Source organism: Mesorhizobium sp. M1143 (assembly GCF_040318435.1).
Lineage (GTDB): Bacteria > Pseudomonadota > Alphaproteobacteria > Rhizobiales > Rhizobiaceae > Mesorhizobium.
In genome coordinates this window covers 142,911-161,021 of the sequence record NZ_JAMYMJ010000007.1, presented here as the reverse complement: position 1 = coordinate 161,021, position 18,111 = coordinate 142,911, and the positions used below count along the sequence as shown (strand labels likewise).

Annotated in this window: 15 protein-coding genes and 2 pseudogenes; 9 read left to right on the top strand and 8 right to left on the bottom strand. The window is 60.7% G+C overall.

Annotation, left to right across the window (positions count from 1 at the left end):
• Nucleotides 1-874: 874 nt before the first annotated feature.
• The 7 genes from NKH35_RS08620 to NKH35_RS08590 all read left to right on the top strand — a co-directional run bounded on the left by NKH35_RS08620 (nt 875) and on the right by NKH35_RS08590 (nt 8,530).
• The gene (locus NKH35_RS08620; RefSeq protein WP_023732327.1) at nt 875-2,089 is read left to right on the top strand and encodes an ROK family transcriptional regulator; all 1,215 of its coding nucleotides are present in this window, start codon (nt 875-877) and stop codon (nt 2,087-2,089) included.
• On the top strand, nt 2,086-3,339 hold the full coding sequence (locus NKH35_RS08615) for a M20 family metallopeptidase (RefSeq protein WP_023695126.1): 1,254 nt from the start codon (nt 2,086-2,088) through the stop codon (nt 3,337-3,339). The genes NKH35_RS08620 and NKH35_RS08615 overlap by 4 nt, the downstream gene beginning before the upstream one ends.
• 31 nt (nt 3,340-3,370) lie before the next feature.
• Nucleotides 3,371-4,432, top strand: a complete 1,062-nt coding sequence (locus tag NKH35_RS08610) for a substrate-binding domain-containing protein (protein WP_031249128.1) — start codon at nt 3,371-3,373, stop codon at nt 4,430-4,432.
• 67 nt (nt 4,433-4,499) lie between these two features.
• A complete protein-coding gene (locus tag NKH35_RS08605) occupies nt 4,500-5,561 on the top strand; it encodes a substrate-binding domain-containing protein (protein ID WP_023735717.1) in 1,062 nt (353 codons plus the stop codon).
• Nucleotides 5,562-5,596: 35 nt separating this feature from the next.
• Entirely contained in the window at nt 5,597-6,565 is a 969-nt protein-coding gene (locus tag NKH35_RS08600) for an ABC transporter permease (RefSeq protein WP_023686847.1), read from the top strand.
• A gap of 12 nt (nt 6,566-6,577) precedes the next feature.
• Nucleotides 6,578-7,777, top strand: a complete 1,200-nt coding sequence (locus NKH35_RS08595; protein WP_023818638.1) for an alanine racemase — start codon at nt 6,578-6,580, stop codon at nt 7,775-7,777.
• 9 nt (nt 7,778-7,786) lie between these two features.
• Nucleotides 7,787-8,530, top strand: coding sequence for an ATP-binding cassette domain-containing protein (locus NKH35_RS08590; protein ID WP_023686849.1), 744 nt, complete (start codon nt 7,787-7,789; stop codon nt 8,528-8,530).
• 23 nt (nt 8,531-8,553) lie between these two features.
• On the opposite strand, the pseudogene NKH35_RS08585 reads toward NKH35_RS08590, so the two are convergent.
• Nucleotides 8,554-8,807, bottom strand: a pseudogene (locus tag NKH35_RS08585) (MBL fold metallo-hydrolase); the annotation flags it as partial.
• On the opposite strand from NKH35_RS08585, the gene NKH35_RS08580 reads away from it, so the two are divergent.
• On the top strand, nt 8,767-8,931 hold the full coding sequence (locus tag NKH35_RS08580) for a hypothetical protein (protein WP_155922419.1): 165 nt from the start codon (nt 8,767-8,769) through the stop codon (nt 8,929-8,931). The pseudogene NKH35_RS08585 and the gene NKH35_RS08580 sit on opposite strands and share 41 nt — an antisense overlap.
• A 151-nt stretch (nt 8,932-9,082) precedes the next feature.
• Here the strand turns inward: NKH35_RS08580 and NKH35_RS08575 are convergent, their stop codons facing one another.
• The gene (locus NKH35_RS08575; RefSeq protein WP_023740511.1) at nt 9,083-9,412 is read right to left on the bottom strand and encodes a GMC oxidoreductase; all 330 of its coding nucleotides are present in this window, start codon (nt 9,410-9,412) and stop codon (nt 9,083-9,085) included.
• On the opposite strand from NKH35_RS08575, the pseudogene NKH35_RS08570 reads away from it, so the two are divergent.
• A pseudogene (locus NKH35_RS08570) lies at nt 9,397-10,065 on the top strand (ABC transporter permease); the annotation flags it as partial. The gene NKH35_RS08575 and the pseudogene NKH35_RS08570 sit on opposite strands and share 16 nt — an antisense overlap.
• Nucleotides 10,066-10,269: 204 nt before the next feature.
• On the opposite strand, the gene NKH35_RS08565 reads toward NKH35_RS08570, so the two are convergent.
• The 6 genes from NKH35_RS08565 to NKH35_RS08540 all read right to left on the bottom strand — a co-directional run bounded on the left by NKH35_RS08565 (nt 10,270) and on the right by NKH35_RS08540 (nt 17,170).
• Nucleotides 10,270-11,121 (bottom strand): sugar phosphate isomerase/epimerase family protein, encoded by an 852-nt coding sequence (locus NKH35_RS08565; protein ID WP_023704358.1) that lies wholly within the window; start codon nt 11,119-11,121, stop codon nt 10,270-10,272.
• Nucleotides 11,118-12,143, bottom strand: a complete 1,026-nt coding sequence (locus tag NKH35_RS08560) for an ABC transporter permease (protein WP_023667740.1) — start codon at nt 12,141-12,143, stop codon at nt 11,118-11,120. Before NKH35_RS08560 ends, NKH35_RS08565 begins: the two co-directional genes overlap by 4 nt.
• Complete coding sequence (locus NKH35_RS08555) at nt 12,140-13,147, bottom strand: ABC transporter permease (RefSeq protein WP_023681803.1); 1,008 nt, start codon at nt 13,145-13,147, stop codon at nt 12,140-12,142. Before NKH35_RS08555 ends, NKH35_RS08560 begins: the two co-directional genes overlap by 4 nt.
• On the bottom strand, nt 13,140-14,654 hold the full coding sequence (locus NKH35_RS08550) for a sugar ABC transporter ATP-binding protein (RefSeq protein WP_352521149.1): 1,515 nt from the start codon (nt 14,652-14,654) through the stop codon (nt 13,140-13,142). Before NKH35_RS08550 ends, NKH35_RS08555 begins: the two co-directional genes overlap by 8 nt.
• A gap of 80 nt (nt 14,655-14,734) precedes the next feature.
• Nucleotides 14,735-15,727 carry a substrate-binding domain-containing protein gene (locus NKH35_RS08545; protein WP_352521150.1) on the bottom strand — a complete coding sequence of 331 codons (993 nt, stop codon included), beginning with the start codon at nt 15,725-15,727 and terminating at the stop codon, nt 14,735-14,737.
• A 363-nt stretch (nt 15,728-16,090) separates the two neighbouring features.
• Entirely contained in the window at nt 16,091-17,170 is a 1,080-nt protein-coding gene (locus NKH35_RS08540) for a substrate-binding domain-containing protein (RefSeq protein WP_023692318.1), read from the bottom strand.
• Nucleotides 17,171-18,111 lie beyond the last annotated feature (941 nt).

Sequence of the window (18,111 nt, the reverse complement as noted above, 5' to 3'; positions counted from 1 at the left end):
GTTCAGTGCTCGACGCAGTTCCTGCAAGACTGCTTGTCAAGTTCGGTGGGCGCCTGGCAACCACGTGCCTGCAAGTGCTATTCAAAGTCGGGTGACCGGTCTTTGCGAAAGGCAACGCCACATGGCGGGAAAGCCTTCGAACCGGCTTTTTGCCAAAGCCGGAGAATGGCTGGTCGAGAAGGTTCGGCGGCGATTTCTCCAGCCCTACCCGGCCATTCGGAAGACGGCGCTACGCTCGTGATCGTGAGCAGGGCCACCCCAGGCATAGGCGGGTCGAGATTGGCGGAATTCTATCCCACGGTTCAAGCGAGCAGCTTGCGCCGAATATGATCGGACTATGCTGGACGGAGAGGTCGGCTTCGGGCCAGCCCAGTTGGCGTCAAACGGGTCTTTGCGAGTTAAGGCGGTATGGCAGTTATCCACGTTTGCAAACCGTAAGCGGATGTTCCGCTGCCGGCCCCATTTGAGCCATTCACTGGGAGGCAGACCCGCAGTACATCACCGATATTCTCGAAGCCAATAGTTAGTCTCGTTCATCGTCCCATGGTTCGACAGACCCATACGAGAGAATACGAGAGGTGTGGACCGGCGAACCATCCGCTGTATTGATCTCCTGTAGAAAACAGTGCCCCTCAGAGACTAGCATGATCATTATTTGTCAATGCGCTACGAAGCTGTTCGCCCAATTGACTCAAGAAGCTGATCCAGCCACTCCCTGACCGCATTTATCTTCTGCCGAACGGCAGCAACGCGCCTGAATCCTGCCTCCGGATCAATGTTCGCGTACGCAAAAACCGCCGCTCGCGAACATACATTGACAGGTCCAGTTCCGAATAATAAGTTCGGTCACAGAACGAATTAACCGGGGTTCGATGTGACTGACCTGCCGCGCATATCCCGTCAGTTCTCACAGCGCTCCGTGATGGAAGCGATCGTCCAGGGCGGGCCGATCTCGCGCGCCTCGATCGCCAAGCTGACGGGCCTGTCGAAGCAGACCATCTCCGAAATCATGCGCGGGCTCGAGCAGGAGGGCTGGGTCCAGGAAACCGGCCGCACCAGCGGCCATGTCGGGCGCACCGCCGTCACCTACGAACTGGTCCACGACGCAGCCTATATCATCGCCGTCGACCTTGGCGGTACCAAGGTGCGGGTCGCGCTGACCGACCTTGCCTGCCAGATCTTTGCCGAAGCCGCCACACCGACCGATCCGCGCGGCGGCCAGTTCGTCGTCGATCAGATTGCAGCGCTGGCCTTCGATGCCGCGGCCAGACAGCACGTCGCGCGCAAGAAGATACGCCTGGCCGTCATCGGCGCGCCTGGCGCTCCTGACCCGGCCACCGGCCGCATTCTAATGGCGCCGAACATTGCCGGCTTCGACACAATGAATGTGCTGGATGCCTTCGAAGAAGCGCTCGGCGTCGCGGTGATGATCGAGAACGACGTCAATCTCGCGGTGCTTGGCGAGAACTGGCTCGGCCAAGGCCAGGGCATCGACAATCTCGCCTACATCGCGCTCGGCACCGGCATCGGCAGCGGGCTGATGCTGGGCGGCCATCTGGTGCGGGGTGCTGGGCACGCCGCCGGCGAGATCGGTTTTATGCCGATCGGCGCCGATCCCTTCGCCGAGGAATCACTGCGCACCGGCGCATTCGAACGCGCGGTGGCCACCCACGCCATGACCGATCGCTACCACGCCCTCACCGGCAGGCAGGTCTCGGTGCCGGCAATATTCGAGAATGCCGCGCTTGGCGACAAGGACGCGCTCACCGTGCTCGACGAAACTGCCCGCCATCTGGCGCAAGGCGTTGCGGCAATCGCAGCGATCGCCAATCCAGAAAAGTTTATCCTCGGCGGCTCGATTGGGTTGCGGCCCGAAATCCTGTCCAGGGTGCAGGCGCTTCTGCCGCTATGCTTCCCCTATCCGGTCAGGGTCGAGGCGAGCGAACTCGGCGCACGCGCAGCCCTCATCGGCGCGGCGGCAATCGGCCTTGGCCAATTGCACAACACGCTGTTCGGCGTCGACGCGCCTGATGGCCGGATTTCGCTGCCGCCTGCCCAGGCCGCCGCGCTGAAGGAGGCCGCGATATGACTTGCAATATTACCGCCCGCCTGCAGGCAGCGCTCGACCGTGACGACGCACTAACGCTGTTTCGCGGCGCCATCGGCCGAGAGAGCATCACCGGCAACGAAGCCAACTTCGTCGACTTCCTCGAAGCCAGGATGCGCGACCTTGACCTCAGCGGCCTGACCAGGACGGAATTCCTTCCTGGGCGGCCCAACATCTGGGGCGAGCGCAAGGGGGCCGACCAGGGAAAGCGCCTGCTGTTCATCGGCCATACCGACACCGTCCATGTCGACGGCTGGCGCGAGCATTGGGCAGGCACCGAGCGTGAGGATCCGTTCGCCGCCCCGATCATTGATGGTGCTGTCTGGGGCCGAGGCTCCGGCGACCTCAAGGCCGGCATCATTGCTTCGCTGGCGGCACTCGCGCTGCTCGACAAGGCCGGCGTTCGCCTCAAGGGCGACGTCGCCTTTGCCTTCGTCGGCGACGAGGAGAGCGGCCAGCCCGGCACCGGCATTTCCGCCGGGATCAAGCACTTCGTCGGACGCATCGAGACCGGCGAGGTCACAGCACCCGATTTCAGCGTCTATGTCGAGCCGACCCGCCTGGCCGTCTATGCGGCACAGATCGGCTTCTTCATCACCGATATCTCGATTACCGGCAAATCCGCCTATTTCGGTGTGCCAGAACTCGGCAAGGATGCGCTCCGTGCAAGCCATGCCGCGATGACGGCGCTTTGGAAGCATTCGGATGAGGTCGCCGCGCGCGCCGAGCACAAACTGGTCGGGCGCGGCTTCCTGCTTATCACCGGGCTTGCCGGCGGCGGCTACATTGCCGTTCCCGAGCGCTGCACGCTCTCGCTGATCCGCAAGCTGTTGCCTGGCGAGGACCTCGACACCGCCGCCGCCGAGATCGAGGCTGCCGTGCGCGGCGCGATCGCCGATCCGGATATTTCGGTAGAGTTCGCCTACCCCGCCGGCCGCGACCACAGGCTGGGCGGCACCGCTGCCGAGATCGGCGAAACGCGGGCAGAAGTCGCCATGCTGTCCGACGCGATGGCTGGCGCAATGAGCGGACGCGGCGTCATCGAGGGCGCACCGTTCTGGTCGGAGTCCCCCTTCATCATCAATCAGCTCGGTATTCCTGCCGTCTATTGCGCGCCCGGCGACATCAGGAATTGCCACACATTCGAGGAGCACGTGGATGTCGAGGAATATTTCGCCGGCATAGTCGGCTTCGCCGCCTTCATGGCCCGCTATTGCGGCGTGGCCGACTGAACCACCAACGAAGCAAAATGGGAGAACTGACATGCCGATGAAGACACTGATCGCCGCCGCCTTTGCCGGCGGATTGATGCTTGCCGCCAACCCAGCTTTCGCACAGACGGTCGGCCCGCAGGGCGAGAGCGCCACGCCGAGCGCCGAGGTGATCCTAAGCGATGCCGACATCGCCGCGCTCAAGGACAAGGGCTACAAGGCTGCCTTGCTCTGGCACACCTCGTCCGATTTCACCAATGCGGTAACCGCCGGCGCCACCGACGAATTCGCCCGCGCCGGTATCACCATTGCGGTCAAAACGGATGCCCAGTTCGACTCCGCCCGCCAGCGCAGCGACATCGAGACGGCGTTGGCCGCCAAGCCCAACGTCATCTTGGCGCTGCCGCTCGACCCGGTCACCTCGGCAGAAGCCTTCCGCCAGGCGGTCAAGGACGGCACCAAGCTGGTGTTCCTGTCCAACTTGCCCAAGGACTACAAGCAGGGCACCGACTACGCTTCGATCGTGACTGACGATCTATTCCAGATGGGCAAGCAGGCTGCGGACGCGATGGCCAAGGCGATCGGCGGCAAGGGCAAGGTCGGCTACATTTTCCACGACGCTGCCTACTACGTCACCAACCAGCGCGACCAAGCCTTCAAGACCACCATCGAGAAGGTCTATCCCGACATCAAGATCGTCGCCGAACAGGGCATATCCGACCCGGCCCGCGCCGAGGAACTGGCCAACGCGATGCTTTTGCAACATCCCGATCTCGACGGCATCTACGTGACCTGGGCCGAGCCGGCCGACGGCGTGCTGTCGGCGCTACGCGGCGCCGGCAACGCCAGGACCAAGATCGTCACGCTCGACCTCGCCGAGCCGGTCGCGCTCGACATGGTCAAGGGCGGCAATGTCGCAGCCCTCGTCGCCGACAAGGCCTATGAACTCGGCCGCGCCATGGCTGCTTCCGGCATGAAGTCGCTGCTTGGCCAGCCGACACCAGCCTTCGTCGTCGCCCCGGCCCTGACCGTCACCAAGGAGAATGTCGCGCAGGGCTGGAAGGACTCGCTCAACCGCGACGCGCCGCAGCCGGTGCTCGACGCGTTCAAGTAAGGCTCTCGCTCCGGCGCGGCCCGCCGCACCGGAGCTTTTCTTCGACAACAAAAAGGGGAATCGGGACATGCGCATAGCATCTGCAATCATAACGACGGTGGCGAGCCTGCTAGCCATGCACGCCTTCGCCGCCGAAGGCGTCACCACAGGACCGAATGGTGAAAAGCCGGTGCCGGCGAGCAGTCTTACGCTGACGCCAGCCGAAGAGCAGCAGATCAAGGACGGCAAGTTCACCGCCGCCCTCGTCTGGCACGAGATGAGCGAATACACCAACGCCGTCAATGCCGGCGCCCATGACGAATTCAAGCGCCTCGGCATCGAGGTGGTGGCGCAGACCGATGCCGGTTTCGACGCCGCGCGACAGAAGGCCGATATCGAGACGGTGATGGCCAAAAAGCCGTCGATCATCCTGTCGCTTCCCGTCGATCCGGCGACTGCAGCTTCGGTCTACGATCCGGCACGACAGGCCGGCGTCAAGCTCGGCTTCGTCGACAATTCCCCGGCCGGCTACAAGCAGGGCAGGGACTATGTCACCATCGTCTCCGACGATCTCTTTCAGATGGGCAACAAGGCCGGCATCGCCATGGCCGAGGCGCTCGGCAAGAAAGGCAAGGTCGGCTACATCTTCCACGATGCCGACTTCTACGTCACCAACCAGCGCGACCAGGCCTTCAAGAAGACCATCGAGCAGGACTATCCCGATATGAAGATCGAGGCCGAGGCCGGCATGGCCGACCCGGCGCGCAGCGAAGACATCGCCCAGGCGATGATCACCCAGCATCCGGACCTGGACGGCATCTATGTCACCTGGGCCGAACCGGCGCTGAGCGTGCTTTCGGCCTTGCGCGGTGCCGGCAACACGCACACCAAGATTGTCACGCTCGACCTCAATGAGCCTGCCGCGCTCGACATGGTCAAGGGCGGCAACATCGCGGCCCTCGTCGCCGACGAGGCCTACAGCATTGGCGTGACGCTGGCGCGCGCCTCGGCAGGTTCTCTGGTCGGCAAGAAGGCCGAACCATTCTATGCCGTAGATTCCATCGCCGTCACCAAGGACACGGTGAAGGACGGTTGGAAGAAGTCCCTCAACAGGGACGTACCGGCGGCTATCGCGGACGCGGTGAAATAGGCTCGAGGCGAAGCGCTCACCACCGGAGGAATAAAATGTCCAGTGCCAACACCAGCGCCGGTAGCAGCTTCGCCAGCCGCTTCAATCTGCAGCAATATGTCGTCTACCTCGGTTTCCTGGCGATCTTCCTGTTCTTCGCCATTGTGCTGAGGGACAGCGGCTTCCTCACCGTCCGAAACTTATCGAACATCGTGTTGCAGACGACGCCGGTGACGATCATGGCCATCGGCCTGGTCTTCGTCATGTCGGCCGGCGAAATAGATTTGTCGATCGGCTCGATCGTGGCGGTGGCGGCCCTTGCAGCCGCCGTCACCATCAACGCGTACGGCATGCCGGCAGGGATAGTCGCCGGCCTCGGCGCCGGCCTGCTGATCGGCGTCATCAACGGCGTGCTGGTGGCGTATGTCAGGCTGCCCTCCTTCCTGGTGACGCTGGCGACGCTCGGCCTGTTCGCCGGCGTTTCGCGTTCGATGACAGACCTTCGCTCGATCTCGGTGACCAACGAAGCGTTCACCGGCTTCTTCGGTTCCGGCTCGCTGCTCGGTGTCCCCTCACTCGTCTGGTGGTCGGTGATTGCCGTGGCCATCGGCCACCTGGTGTTCCGCGAAACCCGTTTCGGCGCGCATGTGCTGGCGACCGGCGACAATGCCCGCGCCGCAAGCGTATCGGGCATCAGCGTGCCCAGGATCAGGCTCGCCGTGCTGACCATCAGCGGCGGGCTCGCCGGTCTTGCCGGCTTGCTCTATGCCGGTCGCCTGCAGGCGGCGAAATATACTCTCGGCGAAACCGACCTGATGACGGTCATCGCCGCCGTCATCGTCGGCGGCACGCTGCTCAATGGCGGCAAGGGCTCCGTGGTCGGCGCGCTGGTCGGCTCGTTGATGATGGGCATGCTCAACAACGGCCTGATCCTGATGGGCCTGTCGGTCTCCGACCAGATGATCGTGCGCGGCCTCATCATCCTGACCGCAGTCGCCGTGTCGCTGCGCGAAAAGAACCGCTGAAGGAAGCCATCCATGTTTCTCGACATTTTGCGCCGCCGCAACCCCGCCTTCATCGAATCAGCTATCCGGTTGCACCAGCAAGGTAAGCTGCCGGCCAATGCTTATGTGCTCGATCTCGACACGGTTGAGGCCAATGCGCGGGTTCTCAAGAGCGAGGCCAACCGCAACGGCCTGAAGATCTTCGCCATGACCAAGCAGGTCGGCCGCTCCTCGTCGTTCTGCCGGGCTGTGATGCGCGGCGGCATTGACCGCGCGGTCGCCGTCGACATGGCTTGCGCCCGCGCCACCCACAAGGCAGGCATGAAGCTTGGCCATCTCGGCCATCTCCAGCAGGTCGCAAAATTCGAAGCGGCGGCTGCGGCGAAAACCTTCAAGCCGGACTACTGGACCGTGTTCAATGATACCAAGGCTGGGGAAGCGGCAACAGGCGCCAAGGCGGCCGGCTATGTGCAGCATCTGCTGGCCCGCATCGCCGCCGAAGGCGATATCTTCTATCGCGGCCATGAAGGCGGTTTCAATGCCGCCGACATTATCGATGTCGCCGACCGGCTGGATGCCGTCGAAGGCGGCCGTTTCGCCGGCATCACCACTTTCCCTGCTCTGCTGTTCGACCATGCTTCGCGAAAAGTGCTGCCGACCCCCAATCTGGCGACGCTCGCGAAAGCTGCGGAAGCGCTGGCTAAGGCAGGCCGCAAGGACATTGAGATCAACGCGCCGGGCACCACGTCGAGCGTTATGCTGGCGGCACTCGCCGAGGCCGGCGCGACGCAGTGCGAGCCCGGCAATGGACTACATGGCACCACCGCGCTGCATGTCATGGAAGATTTGCCGGAGCTGCCGGCGGTGCTCTATCTCGCCGAGGTCTCGCATCTCTCCGGCGGCAAGGCCTATTGCCTTGGCGGCGGCTTCTACATCGATCCGATCTTCCCCGACTACGACGTCAAGGCGATCGTCTCGGCTGAACCGACAACGGCAGGCTCGGCACTGCGCAGCGTCGAGGTGCCGCCGCCCTCGGCGATCGACTATTACGCCATGATCGATGCCGCCGGCGCGAACGCGCCGAAGCCTGGCGACAGCGCCGTGTTCGGCTTCCGTGGCCAGGCCTTCGTCACCCGCGCCCATATTGTCGGCGTGTCGGGCATTTCGACGGACAATCCGAAAGTGGAAACCATCGAGAACGGCTTCGGTGAACCCTATGCCTGGCCAGTCTAGGAGAAACACATGACGGTGAGCGCGCCCATCCTTCAGCTGCACGACATTCGCAAGAATTTCGGCGGCATCACCGCGATCGAGAGTTTTTCGCTCGAGGTTTTCCCGGGCGAGATCGTTGCACTCGTCGGCGACAACGGCGCCGGAAAGTCGACGCTGGTCAAGATCGTCTCGGGGGTCCACCCGCCCTCGTCCGGCACCATCGTCATCGAAGGAAAACCGGTGACGATGTCGAATGCCACCATGGGGCGCGCGCACGGCATCGAGGTCGTCTACCAGGACCTGGCGCTGGCCGACCAGCAGACGGTCTACATGAACATGTTCCTCGGCCGCGAGCCGCTGAACCGCCTCGGTTTGCTCGACCGCCGCCGCATGATCGACGAGACCGAGAAACTGGTGAAGGAACTGGACGTGCGCATCCCCTCCGCCCACGCCACTATCCGCGATCTCTCCGGCGGCCAGCGCCAGGGCGTTGCGATCGCGCGCGCCACGCATTGGGCAAGCAAGCTGATCCTGCTGGATGAGCCGACGGCGGCGCTGGGCGTTGCCGAAACCGCCCGGGTGGAGGCTATCGTCCAGTCGCTGAAGCAGCGCAATGTCGGCATCCTGATCATCAGCCACAGCCTCGACCAGGTCTTCAAGCTCTCCGACCGCATCTGTGTTCTCAGGCGTGGCAAGCAGATTGGAATTCGCGAGACCGCGAAGACCGATAAGAACGAGATCATTGCCATGATCACCGGCCTGCAGCAGCAATAGCAGGAACCTCTCTGAGAGCCCCCGCCCGAGATCCGGATGTTGTCGGCAATCACGCGATCGATCAGCTTGTGCCGCGTGGTGATCGCCATCGGCCCGTCCTGGTCGTAGCTGCCTTGCCACTCCGGATGCGGCGCCAGCAGCGCTGGCACATACATCGTGTCGGCCGAAATCATGCGCTGTTCCTTGCCGTAGTTTGCGAGGTAGACCGAGTGGCCGGGCGTGTGGCCGGCGCAGCGATGATCTGGAAGCCGGGCGCGACTTCGGCGCCGTCATGGATGCTGCTGGAACTGCTGCGTCTGGTGAAGCTGCCTGCATCGCCTGAATTTCTCCAGGCGTATCCGCACCAGCTTTCTGGCGGCCAACAGCAGCGCGTTGGCATCGCTGTCCCAGTCTCGATTTGATAGGACCTATGCAATGTATGGCGGCGCCGACATCACCGTGCCGCCCGGCGGAGTCAAGCTGTCCGGTTTCGGTCGCGACAAGTCGCTGCATGCGCTGGACAGATACACCGTCTCAAAACAGCCTGGATTTCTCTCGGCTGCCCGTTTTTCGCTAAGCGCTGCCGAGGATGAAATCGGCGCAGCGGTCGGCGATCATGATCACCGGCGCGTTGGTTTTGCCGCTGATGAGACGCGGCATGATCGAGGCGTCGCAGATGCGTAGGCGCGGCACGCCGCGCACGCGCAATTGCGGGTCGACCACCGCCTGGTCATCGCTGCCCATCCGGCAGGTGCCGCAGGGGTGATAGACCGTTTTGGCGTGTTCGAGGATGTGGTCTGTTATGGACTGATCGGAAAGGTCGGCGGCCCCGCCCAGCGACAGCTCCTCGGCGATCACCGCCTGCAGGGCCGGCTGACGCAGGATGGTGCGGGCGATCTTCATGCCGGCGAGCAGCAGGGCAACACCAAGATGCGACGGCAGGCTTTCCCTACGAAACCCGCTTCGAGGATCTGGAATATCTCACCACCGGTCGCACCGATCTGGTTTCGGTTCTTACCAACAATGCCTACCTCCATTCCCATTCCTCATTCTTTTGTCTTCCTGCTTGTCCTGGCGGCGGTGATGTTGGTCGTTCTGCACCGTACCGCCTTCGGACTATACCTCTACGCCGTCGGCAAAAATGAAGAGGCCGCGCGGTTTTCGGGAATCCGTACCGGCCGGGTTATCATCTGCGCCTATGTGATCTGCGCCGGCTGACGGCGCTGTCATCCATCTTTCTCGCAATGTACACACGCTCGATCCTGCCAAGCTCGCACGGCAATTTCTACGAGCTCTACGCGATCGCCGCCGCCGTCCTTGGAGGGTTCTCGTTGCGGGGCGGGGAAGGCTCAATCATTGGTGTGGTGCTTGGAACGATCTTGCTGCAGGTGCTTCAGAACCTTGTCAATCTTCTAGGCATTCCCTCCTCACTCAACTTTGCCGTGAGTGGATCGGTGATCCTGATCGGGGTACTGGCCGACCAGGAATACACAGAGTTTCGAAAGCGCCGCGAATTGATGCGGGGCCGGCTCGCAACCGCCGAAGGTAGGCTGTGATGCCCGAGCCGGTGAAATAGATTGTTCACGGCAGTTGCGATCGCCGACCGGTTGGCTGCTTGCGCCCGGGGGGCAGCCGAAGGCCGGGATCTAAAACGCCGCAATATTGCCTCTCAAGCGGCTCCTGCTTCGAAGGCAGTCGCCGCAATGTCGATGCAGTCGGCTCATGATGTGCCGAGTTTCGATCTCGCATGGCGATGTAACTTATGCGATCAGCCCGTACTGCCGTGCCTTGTTGCGCAAGAACGGCAGACCGTTGCCCATTACAACCGCTTCACTCTCGGCCACCGGACGCCACACGCTGAGGCCAAACGCCAGACGCGGATCCATGTTGATGAAGCTCTCCATCGCGAGCCCGCCCTTGAAGCCGATCGCGGCCAGCGTTGCGAACGTCTCATCCCAATTGCAATTGCCCTCGCCTGGGGTGCCGCGATCAGACTCGGAGAGGTGGATATATTTGAGGTAATCGCGGGCGACGATAATACCGTTGCCCATACCTTTCTCCTCTATGTTCATGTGATAGGTATCAAGGTGCACGAACATATTGTCGGCGCCGACTCTCTCGATTAGTGCCACCGCCTGAGCCGCGGTGTTGATGATGTGGTTCTCGTAGCGGTTCACGGCTTCAACACCGAGTTCGATGCCGCGAGACTTGGCTTGCGCGGCGGCGGACGTCATCACTTTTGCAATGTTATCAAGTTCGTCCTGCGTAGGTGGCACGCCAGTACGCTCGCCGATGCCGCCATAGATTACGCCGCATAGCGCCTGGGCTCCGATGTCGGCCGTCTTGTCGATAGCCACCTTAAGAAAGTCAATCGCCTCCTGTGGGTGGCGCGATGCCCACGCATATTCGGGCAACCCTAGCGAGCACACCGCCTGCATGCCATTTGCCGCCAGCAGCTTGCGGGTGTGATCGGCATCGCAAGAAAATGGATCGGCCAGCGAAATTTCAATGAAATCGAGATCGTATTTTTTCACCGCCGCTACAGTGTGCTCGGCGCCCTCTACGGACCAACCACTCGTCCACATGCTCGTATGAACGCCAAAACCCTTCATCGTGTTATCCTCATGAAATTGAGCTGCCCGGCAGCCCACCGCAAGATCATGACGCCGATCAGCATGATGCCCCAAATGGCTGTGGCCAGGTGCTGGCTGGCGCCCAAGAGATTCAGTCCCGAAGAAAGCAACTGCAAAACGATGAGGGCTAGGAAGACCGAAACGACCTTGCCGAAGCCGCCAAACGGATTCACCCCGCCCAAAAAGCAGGCAAGCACCGTAATCAGCACATAGGACTCGCCATGGCCGACACGGACGGAATTGAATCGTGCCATCATGATAATGCCGGCCAACGCACACATGGCGCCAGACAGCGCGTAGATCAGAATGATCACGCGTCGCGTCGAGATGCCGGAATAGCGCGTCGCCTCGATGTTGGAGCCGACCATATAGTTTGAAAAGCCAAGCCTGGTTCGGGTCATCAAAACATGCCAGACGATGACTGCGCCGAGCAGTATCAGCAGCGGGACAGGAATGCCGACGATGCTGCCGTGGCCCAGGGGCTGGATGAATTCGGGAAAGCCCGAAATATCGGCGCCGCGGGTCAGAAACTCGCCAAGGCCGCGCAGGAAAATCATCACCGAGAGCGAAACGAGGATGGGGTGCGCGCCGGTATAGGCTATCACCGGGCCCATGACCAAGCCGCTTGCCGTGCCAACGCCGACCGCAAGAACGGAACCGAGTAGAAAGGCATAGATGCTTGCGTCCGGTCCTCCGTTGGCCTGAAGAACCCAGGCGAGCGTGAGGCCACAGAGATTGGCCGTGAACGTCACGGCGAGATTGATGCCGCCCGAGATGATCGGCATCAACATCGCGAGCGTAAGCAGTCCAAGTTCAGGCAACTGGAAGGCCACCGATTCAAAGGTAGCTTTGGACAGGAATCGCGGCGAGAGAGATCCGAAGAATGCAATCACCAAAATCAATGCCAGCAAAAGTCCGATATTCTCGGCGCCCAACGTGCCGGCAAGACGGCGCAAGAATCCGTGCCGTAGCGCTCCAGTTTCGAGCACGCGCTGCGTCATGTACCCATCCTCTGCCGCAAGCCCGCGAGGATATGCCCGAGCGGCGCGTTGGACAGCGTGATGGCAATCAAGATGATCGCCCCGACGATCATCTTGAAAGCATAGGGAGAGATGCCGAGGAGGTTCAGCCCGTTTTGCGTCACCGACACAAGAAACACGCCAAGGATGCAACCGAGCACGGTGCCGCGCCCGCCACCCAGCCTGGCACCGCCAAGGACAACAGCTGCCAGCACGTCCAGCTCGCGCCCCACCAATGCGTTGGGCACGATTTCCTGGGAATAGTGCACCTGCACAAGTCCCGCGATCCCGGCCATCAAACCAAGCCAGCCGAAGGCAATGAAGTGCATCGCCGCGATGTTGATACCGAGGCGACGGGCGCCCTCCGGGTTATCGCCAAAAGCGTATAGCTGCCGTCCCGTGGTGGTATACCGGATAAGCCCCCAGGTGGCGGCGACGCAGACCGCCATGATCGCAACCGGCAGTGTTAGCTCGGCCCAATTGCCATTCGCCTGTTGGAACTCGAAAAGCACAGTGCGATGCGTCCACCATGCAGGCAGATTGTAGATCGATACACCGTGCGTGAAGAACATCAGAAGGCCGAAAAAAATATTGAAGGTGGCGATGGTGACAACGATTGAAATGATCTGGAAATAGTAGATGAGGCCGGCGTTCACCGCACCCAGGGCGATCCCGACAATTGCCGCCAAGGTGAGGCCGATGAACCAATCACCACCTCCCATTTGGGCTAGAGCCAGCGCCACAACGTATTGAACCACTGACGCGGCCACAGCGAAGGAGATGTCGATGCCCCCAGCGATCAACACCACCAGCAGCCCAACCGCGAAGATCAGATTTGTCGAGCTTGTGTTGAGCAGATTGAAGAGATTGGCAATGGTGAAGAATTTGTCGCTCGCAACGGAGAGACCTGCGCTCATGATGAGAAGAACCACAACGAGCCATGTCTCGGTGGGATGAGCCCGGAAGAGCTTGCCGCGGTTACGCATAGACGGCAGCTTCCAGGTCGCCGAGCGGGATGGCGTGCGGATCGTATTCGGCGACTATCTTGCCCGCAGCCATATGAAGGATACGATCGGCGTTGAAATAGACCTCCGGCGCTTCATCGGATATCAGCAGAATCGCCAGGCCTTCGGCAGCGAGCTTGGCGACAATCTCGAAGATGCCGGCCCGCGCGCCAACGTCCACCCCCACGGTTGGCGAATCAAGAATGATCAGTTTCAGGCCGACCGCCAGCCATTTGGCGATGGCCACCCTTTGCTGGTTGCCGCCCGAGAGCGTGGAAATCGCATCGGTCTGCCGCCCGACTTTTATCGCCAATTCCTCGATCCAATGATTGACGAGCGCGTCCTTCTTCTCCGAGGAGATCAGCCCCCGATCAAGGATCTTGTCGAGCACCGGGATAACGGCGTTGTCGGCGATGGACTGAGCTTGTATGAGACCAAGGGACAAGCGGTCTTCGGAGAGATATCCAATACCCGCGCGGATTGCGTCGCGGTTGGAGTTCAGATGAAGAACCGTCCCGTTGAGTGCGATGCTGCCGCGGTCTGGGCGCAGCATGCCGAAAATAGAAAGCGCGAGTTCTGTGCGACCGGCGCCGAGTAGCCCGGTCAGGCCAAGCGTTTCACCTCGCCGTATTGTCAGCGAAACGTCGTCATAGTCGCCTGCGCGGGTCAATCGATCGATCTTCAACACGACGGGTGATCCACTAAGGTTTCTCGTGCTCACGGTTTGGTCGAACGTCTTGCCGGTCATCAGTTCGGTGAGGCGTGATTGGGTCATTCCGGCGGTCGGGAACACCCCAACGACCTTACCGTCGCGCAGAACGGTGACGCGACTTGAGATCTCCAGAACTTCCGCAAGGCGATGGCTGACGAAGACGATGGCCATGCCTTCATTCGAGAGTGTTCGAACGATCGCGAGCAACCGGTCTGTTTCCGATTGAGTAAGCGACGATGTGGGCTCGTCCATGAAAATAACCTTCGCATCGCCGGCGAGCGCCCGGGCGATGGCGACGATCTGACGTTGGGCGATTGCAAAGCTACGCAGAGGCGCGTCGACATCGAGGTCGGCGCCAAGCCGCGCCAACAGCCCTCGCGCCACCTCGCGAATGCGCGAATGATCGACGAGCCGAGGCATGTTGCCGAGGACAGTTCTGATCCCGATATTTTCCGCGACTGTCATTTCAGGAAACAGTGCGAGGTCCTGCCAGATGACTTCCACCCCGGCGCTGCGCGCCGCAGCCGGCGACATGATGTCGACAGACTTTCCGGCGATCGACATGTTTGCGCCGGCTAGCGGCTGACAAACGCCGGTGATTACCTTGATCAGGGTGCTCTTGCCGCTGCCGTTCTCACCGGCGATGCATTGCACTTCACCCGGGAGAACCTCGAAGGCGACATCCTGGAGGGCTCTAACGCCACCAAATGTGACGCTTATGTTGCTAAACGACAGAACCGATGGGAGGTCCTGCGTCGTAGACGCGACGAGGTTCACGGCGGGCCCTTCTGAAATGACTAGGATGGGGCGTGCCGGGATTGATTTGCCACCCCGGCACGCCAGCCATGGTCCGCCATCTAAAGCCCTAGGGCTGCAAGACCATCGACCGTTTCGACCGTGATAGGCTGCACAGCGTCCACGATGATGGTGCCGGTTTTGAAGTCAGGGTGAACGACACCCAGACCTTCGATCGTCATGCCGTCGGTAATTTCACCGCCGCCCGCCAGAAAATCAGCCATCGTTACGAATACTTTGCCCGCTTCCAGAGGATTCCACATATAGCCGCCGTCAATAATGCCGGATTTGAGCATTGCGCTGCCTTGGCTAGGCGAGAATGAACCGACAAGAACCACCTTGTCACCAAGCTTCTGCTCCTCGATCGCGCGTCCGGCGCCGATCGGTCCCTGACTGCCGAACGTCAGGAAGCCGCCGAGGTCAGGATTGGCGGCAAGCACATCCAGAGCCGTCTTTCGGCTGTCATCGGCGCTCTCGGCGACGCCATATCTGTCGCCAACCATCTGCATGTCGGGAAAGTTCTTCTTCAGGTAGGCGATTGCAGCATCGGCCCAGGCATTGTGTGCGGGCACAGTAAGAGAACCTACGTACACAACGTACTTGCCTTTGCCGCCCATTTTCTCGGCAAATAGCTTGGCATGGGCCTCACCGAAACCAACGGCCGAGACCATTTCGAAGTCCCAATCAGCGTTCACCTGGTCTGGCGATTCATGGGTTATGACCTTGATGCCCGTGTCGCGCGCCTTTTTTAGAACCGGCTCGAGAACGTTTGCATCATTCGGCACGACGCCAATTACGCTGACGCCCTGAGCTATCAGGTCTTCGATCGCGCGGACCTGAAGTGCCGGGTCGGCGCTGGTCGGCCCGACCATGAAGCCGTCGTCGCCAAGCTCTTTCGACTTTTCCTTTATTCCCGTTTCCATGGCATTGAACCAGGGAATGCCGCCGATCTTCACGACAACTCCAACCTTGACGTCCTTTGCCGGCGCAGCATTCATTGTGGCGACCGAAAGGGCTGCGCCGAACGCTGCCGCGAGTATAGTTTTTGCTAACATTTAATTCCTCCCTGATTGACGAGTTTTTCAGTTGCCTATTGCCCATGTCGGCTTTGTTTGGCCCACCCCTTTGTGCCCGACGGCATTGACGCACTCGGCGCCGCATTCCTCCCAGAACGCGCCATAAAAGACTTTGAATGCCGGCCGGTCAAGGTGCTAAATAGATTTAGCAAGGCGGTCACGCCACCAGCGTCTAAAAACATTTCTCGATTGATCTAAACGATCCGCCCTTCGCACTCAGGCTGCACCCGTAGAACGACATGCGATCGCCCGCGAGCCTTGGGTGGAGGCGGTGCTACCCAGATCCGAGGTGCTGATGAACGGAGTTGAACTTCTGCAACGATGTCTCGTGACAAAGAATTGCTAGTGGTCGATGCTCGATTTGGATGCCGAATCCCAATCTTCTTGGGCGCCGTCATGCTCTCCGGTTCGCCCAAAGCTGGTCGGTACGGTCACCAGCGGAAAGTGGTCTATCGAATAATTCTCGAGAAGCGAAAATCCTTCAGCAATCATCACCTCGACATTCTGTCGGACCATGGTCACATCGAAGGGCAAATGCGCCGCGAATGGATCCCAGTCGAAGCTTCCGACAACAACCCGTCCAAGCTCACTTGAGGCTAGCGTCGAAGTGAACCGCAATGTTCCTTCAAGAGCGGTCACGCCGTTGACGAACATACCTGAGGGCAGATGCCCAAGCTGAGCGTATCGTGCAGCGAGAGACCGAGCAGCGTTGGTCGGTGCGTATCCGCAGCAGTCAATCGTGCCCGGGCCCGTAACAATCCCATGCGCTGCCAGCGCATCGTGAAAACCCAGCAAACGGCTACGTGTTGCGTCATCATCGCTGACCCCGCCAAAGAAGAAGAGATCTTCGGTGGAGCCCCCTCGTTCTTTCAATTTCTGAACAATGATCTCTGTGAGCGCCTTGGCGCCCCCGTAGTTGTCAGAAACAACTGAGGGAGCCCGGCGGCCTGGCAGATCGATGTTGATGCACCGGACGCCCGCTGCCCGGCACAGATCATTCAGCGGATCGGGGTCACGAACGCCCGCAAGGAAGAGAAATTCCACCTGCTGAGCCAGCAGGGTTTCCGTCACACTCAACTCGTTATCAGGATTGCGATGGGTGCTGACGACGATCGGGCACAAGCGGTGGACGCGGGATTCCGCTTCAAAGGCTTCGGCCAATCCGGCGAAGAAGCGATTGCGGTAATGTGGCAAGATCATTCCAGCGAGTCCGGATCGGGAAAGCCGCAATCCTCGTGCCTTGAGGTTGACAGCATAGCCAAGCCGCTCAGCCCAATCGAGGATGGTCGCTGCGGTTTCCGCCTTGATCCGGTGCTGTTGCCACGAGCCATTGAGGACGAGACTGACGGCGGTCGGGGACGACTTTGCCGCCACCGCGATATCATAAATCGTTGACTTGCGTCGGACAGACTTTCTCGCCATTGGTGACGCTCCCGCTGGGAGATGCAGTAGACGCTAGTGCGGGGTCAAGGCAACATCTCTAAATTGCGTCAAACGGTTTGGAGGAGCGACCCCACGGAAGGACGCGGCGTCTCGTGCCTCCGGTCCGGTCTCCCTGATTGTCTCGATCGTTGCAATGACAGCGCCAGGGAAATCGGCAGATTTGGGATTTTCCCTGAAGCTTCGTTCAGCGTCACTGGAGACACCAACCCCAGTGTTTCGGCTTTGGTCTCCCCGATGATCAATCACCTTGCAAAGGTCGACGAGAAGTTTCGATCAGTTTGGAGCCCACCGTTGGCGATGGTCGGGCGCACGCGTCACGATCGAGTCCTCCGTTTCAATAGCGGGAAGATGAAAGCTTTGGGTTTCTGAGTCTCTATCTGGCCCCAAAAGGGTGCTGCCGGATGCGCCTCGTCTCCGGGCGTTGTTTGCGTACTTGGCCGAGGTGCCCTTGCTTGGCAAGTTCCTTCCGCGACAAGGGTCTGCTCGACAGCACTTTCGTCGCTATTGCCAATGCGGAGCCCCGGAGGATCAAAACCGGTTAGCAGCATGATGCCGACGGTTCAGAGCAAGCGACTCAGATTCCCGATTTGCTCAGAGTCTCCCAGCCTATGGCTCTCCGTGCAGCGGGCCTTGAGCGTCTGGCTCGACCTTTTTGAAAGCTCGCCTCCAATCGCTGGACGAGTTTGGCGGCAAGGCTAGTCGTCTCCATCGGTGTTATGATCGATGCCAGGGAGGCCGCCTGGACCATGGCGTGAACTCATTGCCGTATGCTGGCAGTGCAAGGCAATGAACTGACTGCACAACATGTAGGTGCATTCGTGGATCAAATTTCCAGATAGCCAAACAGCGCGCGTATCTCGATTAGGTGGCAAGGAGTTGCGAAAGCTATGTTCGCAGTTTGAGAATCGTCCGATATGCCG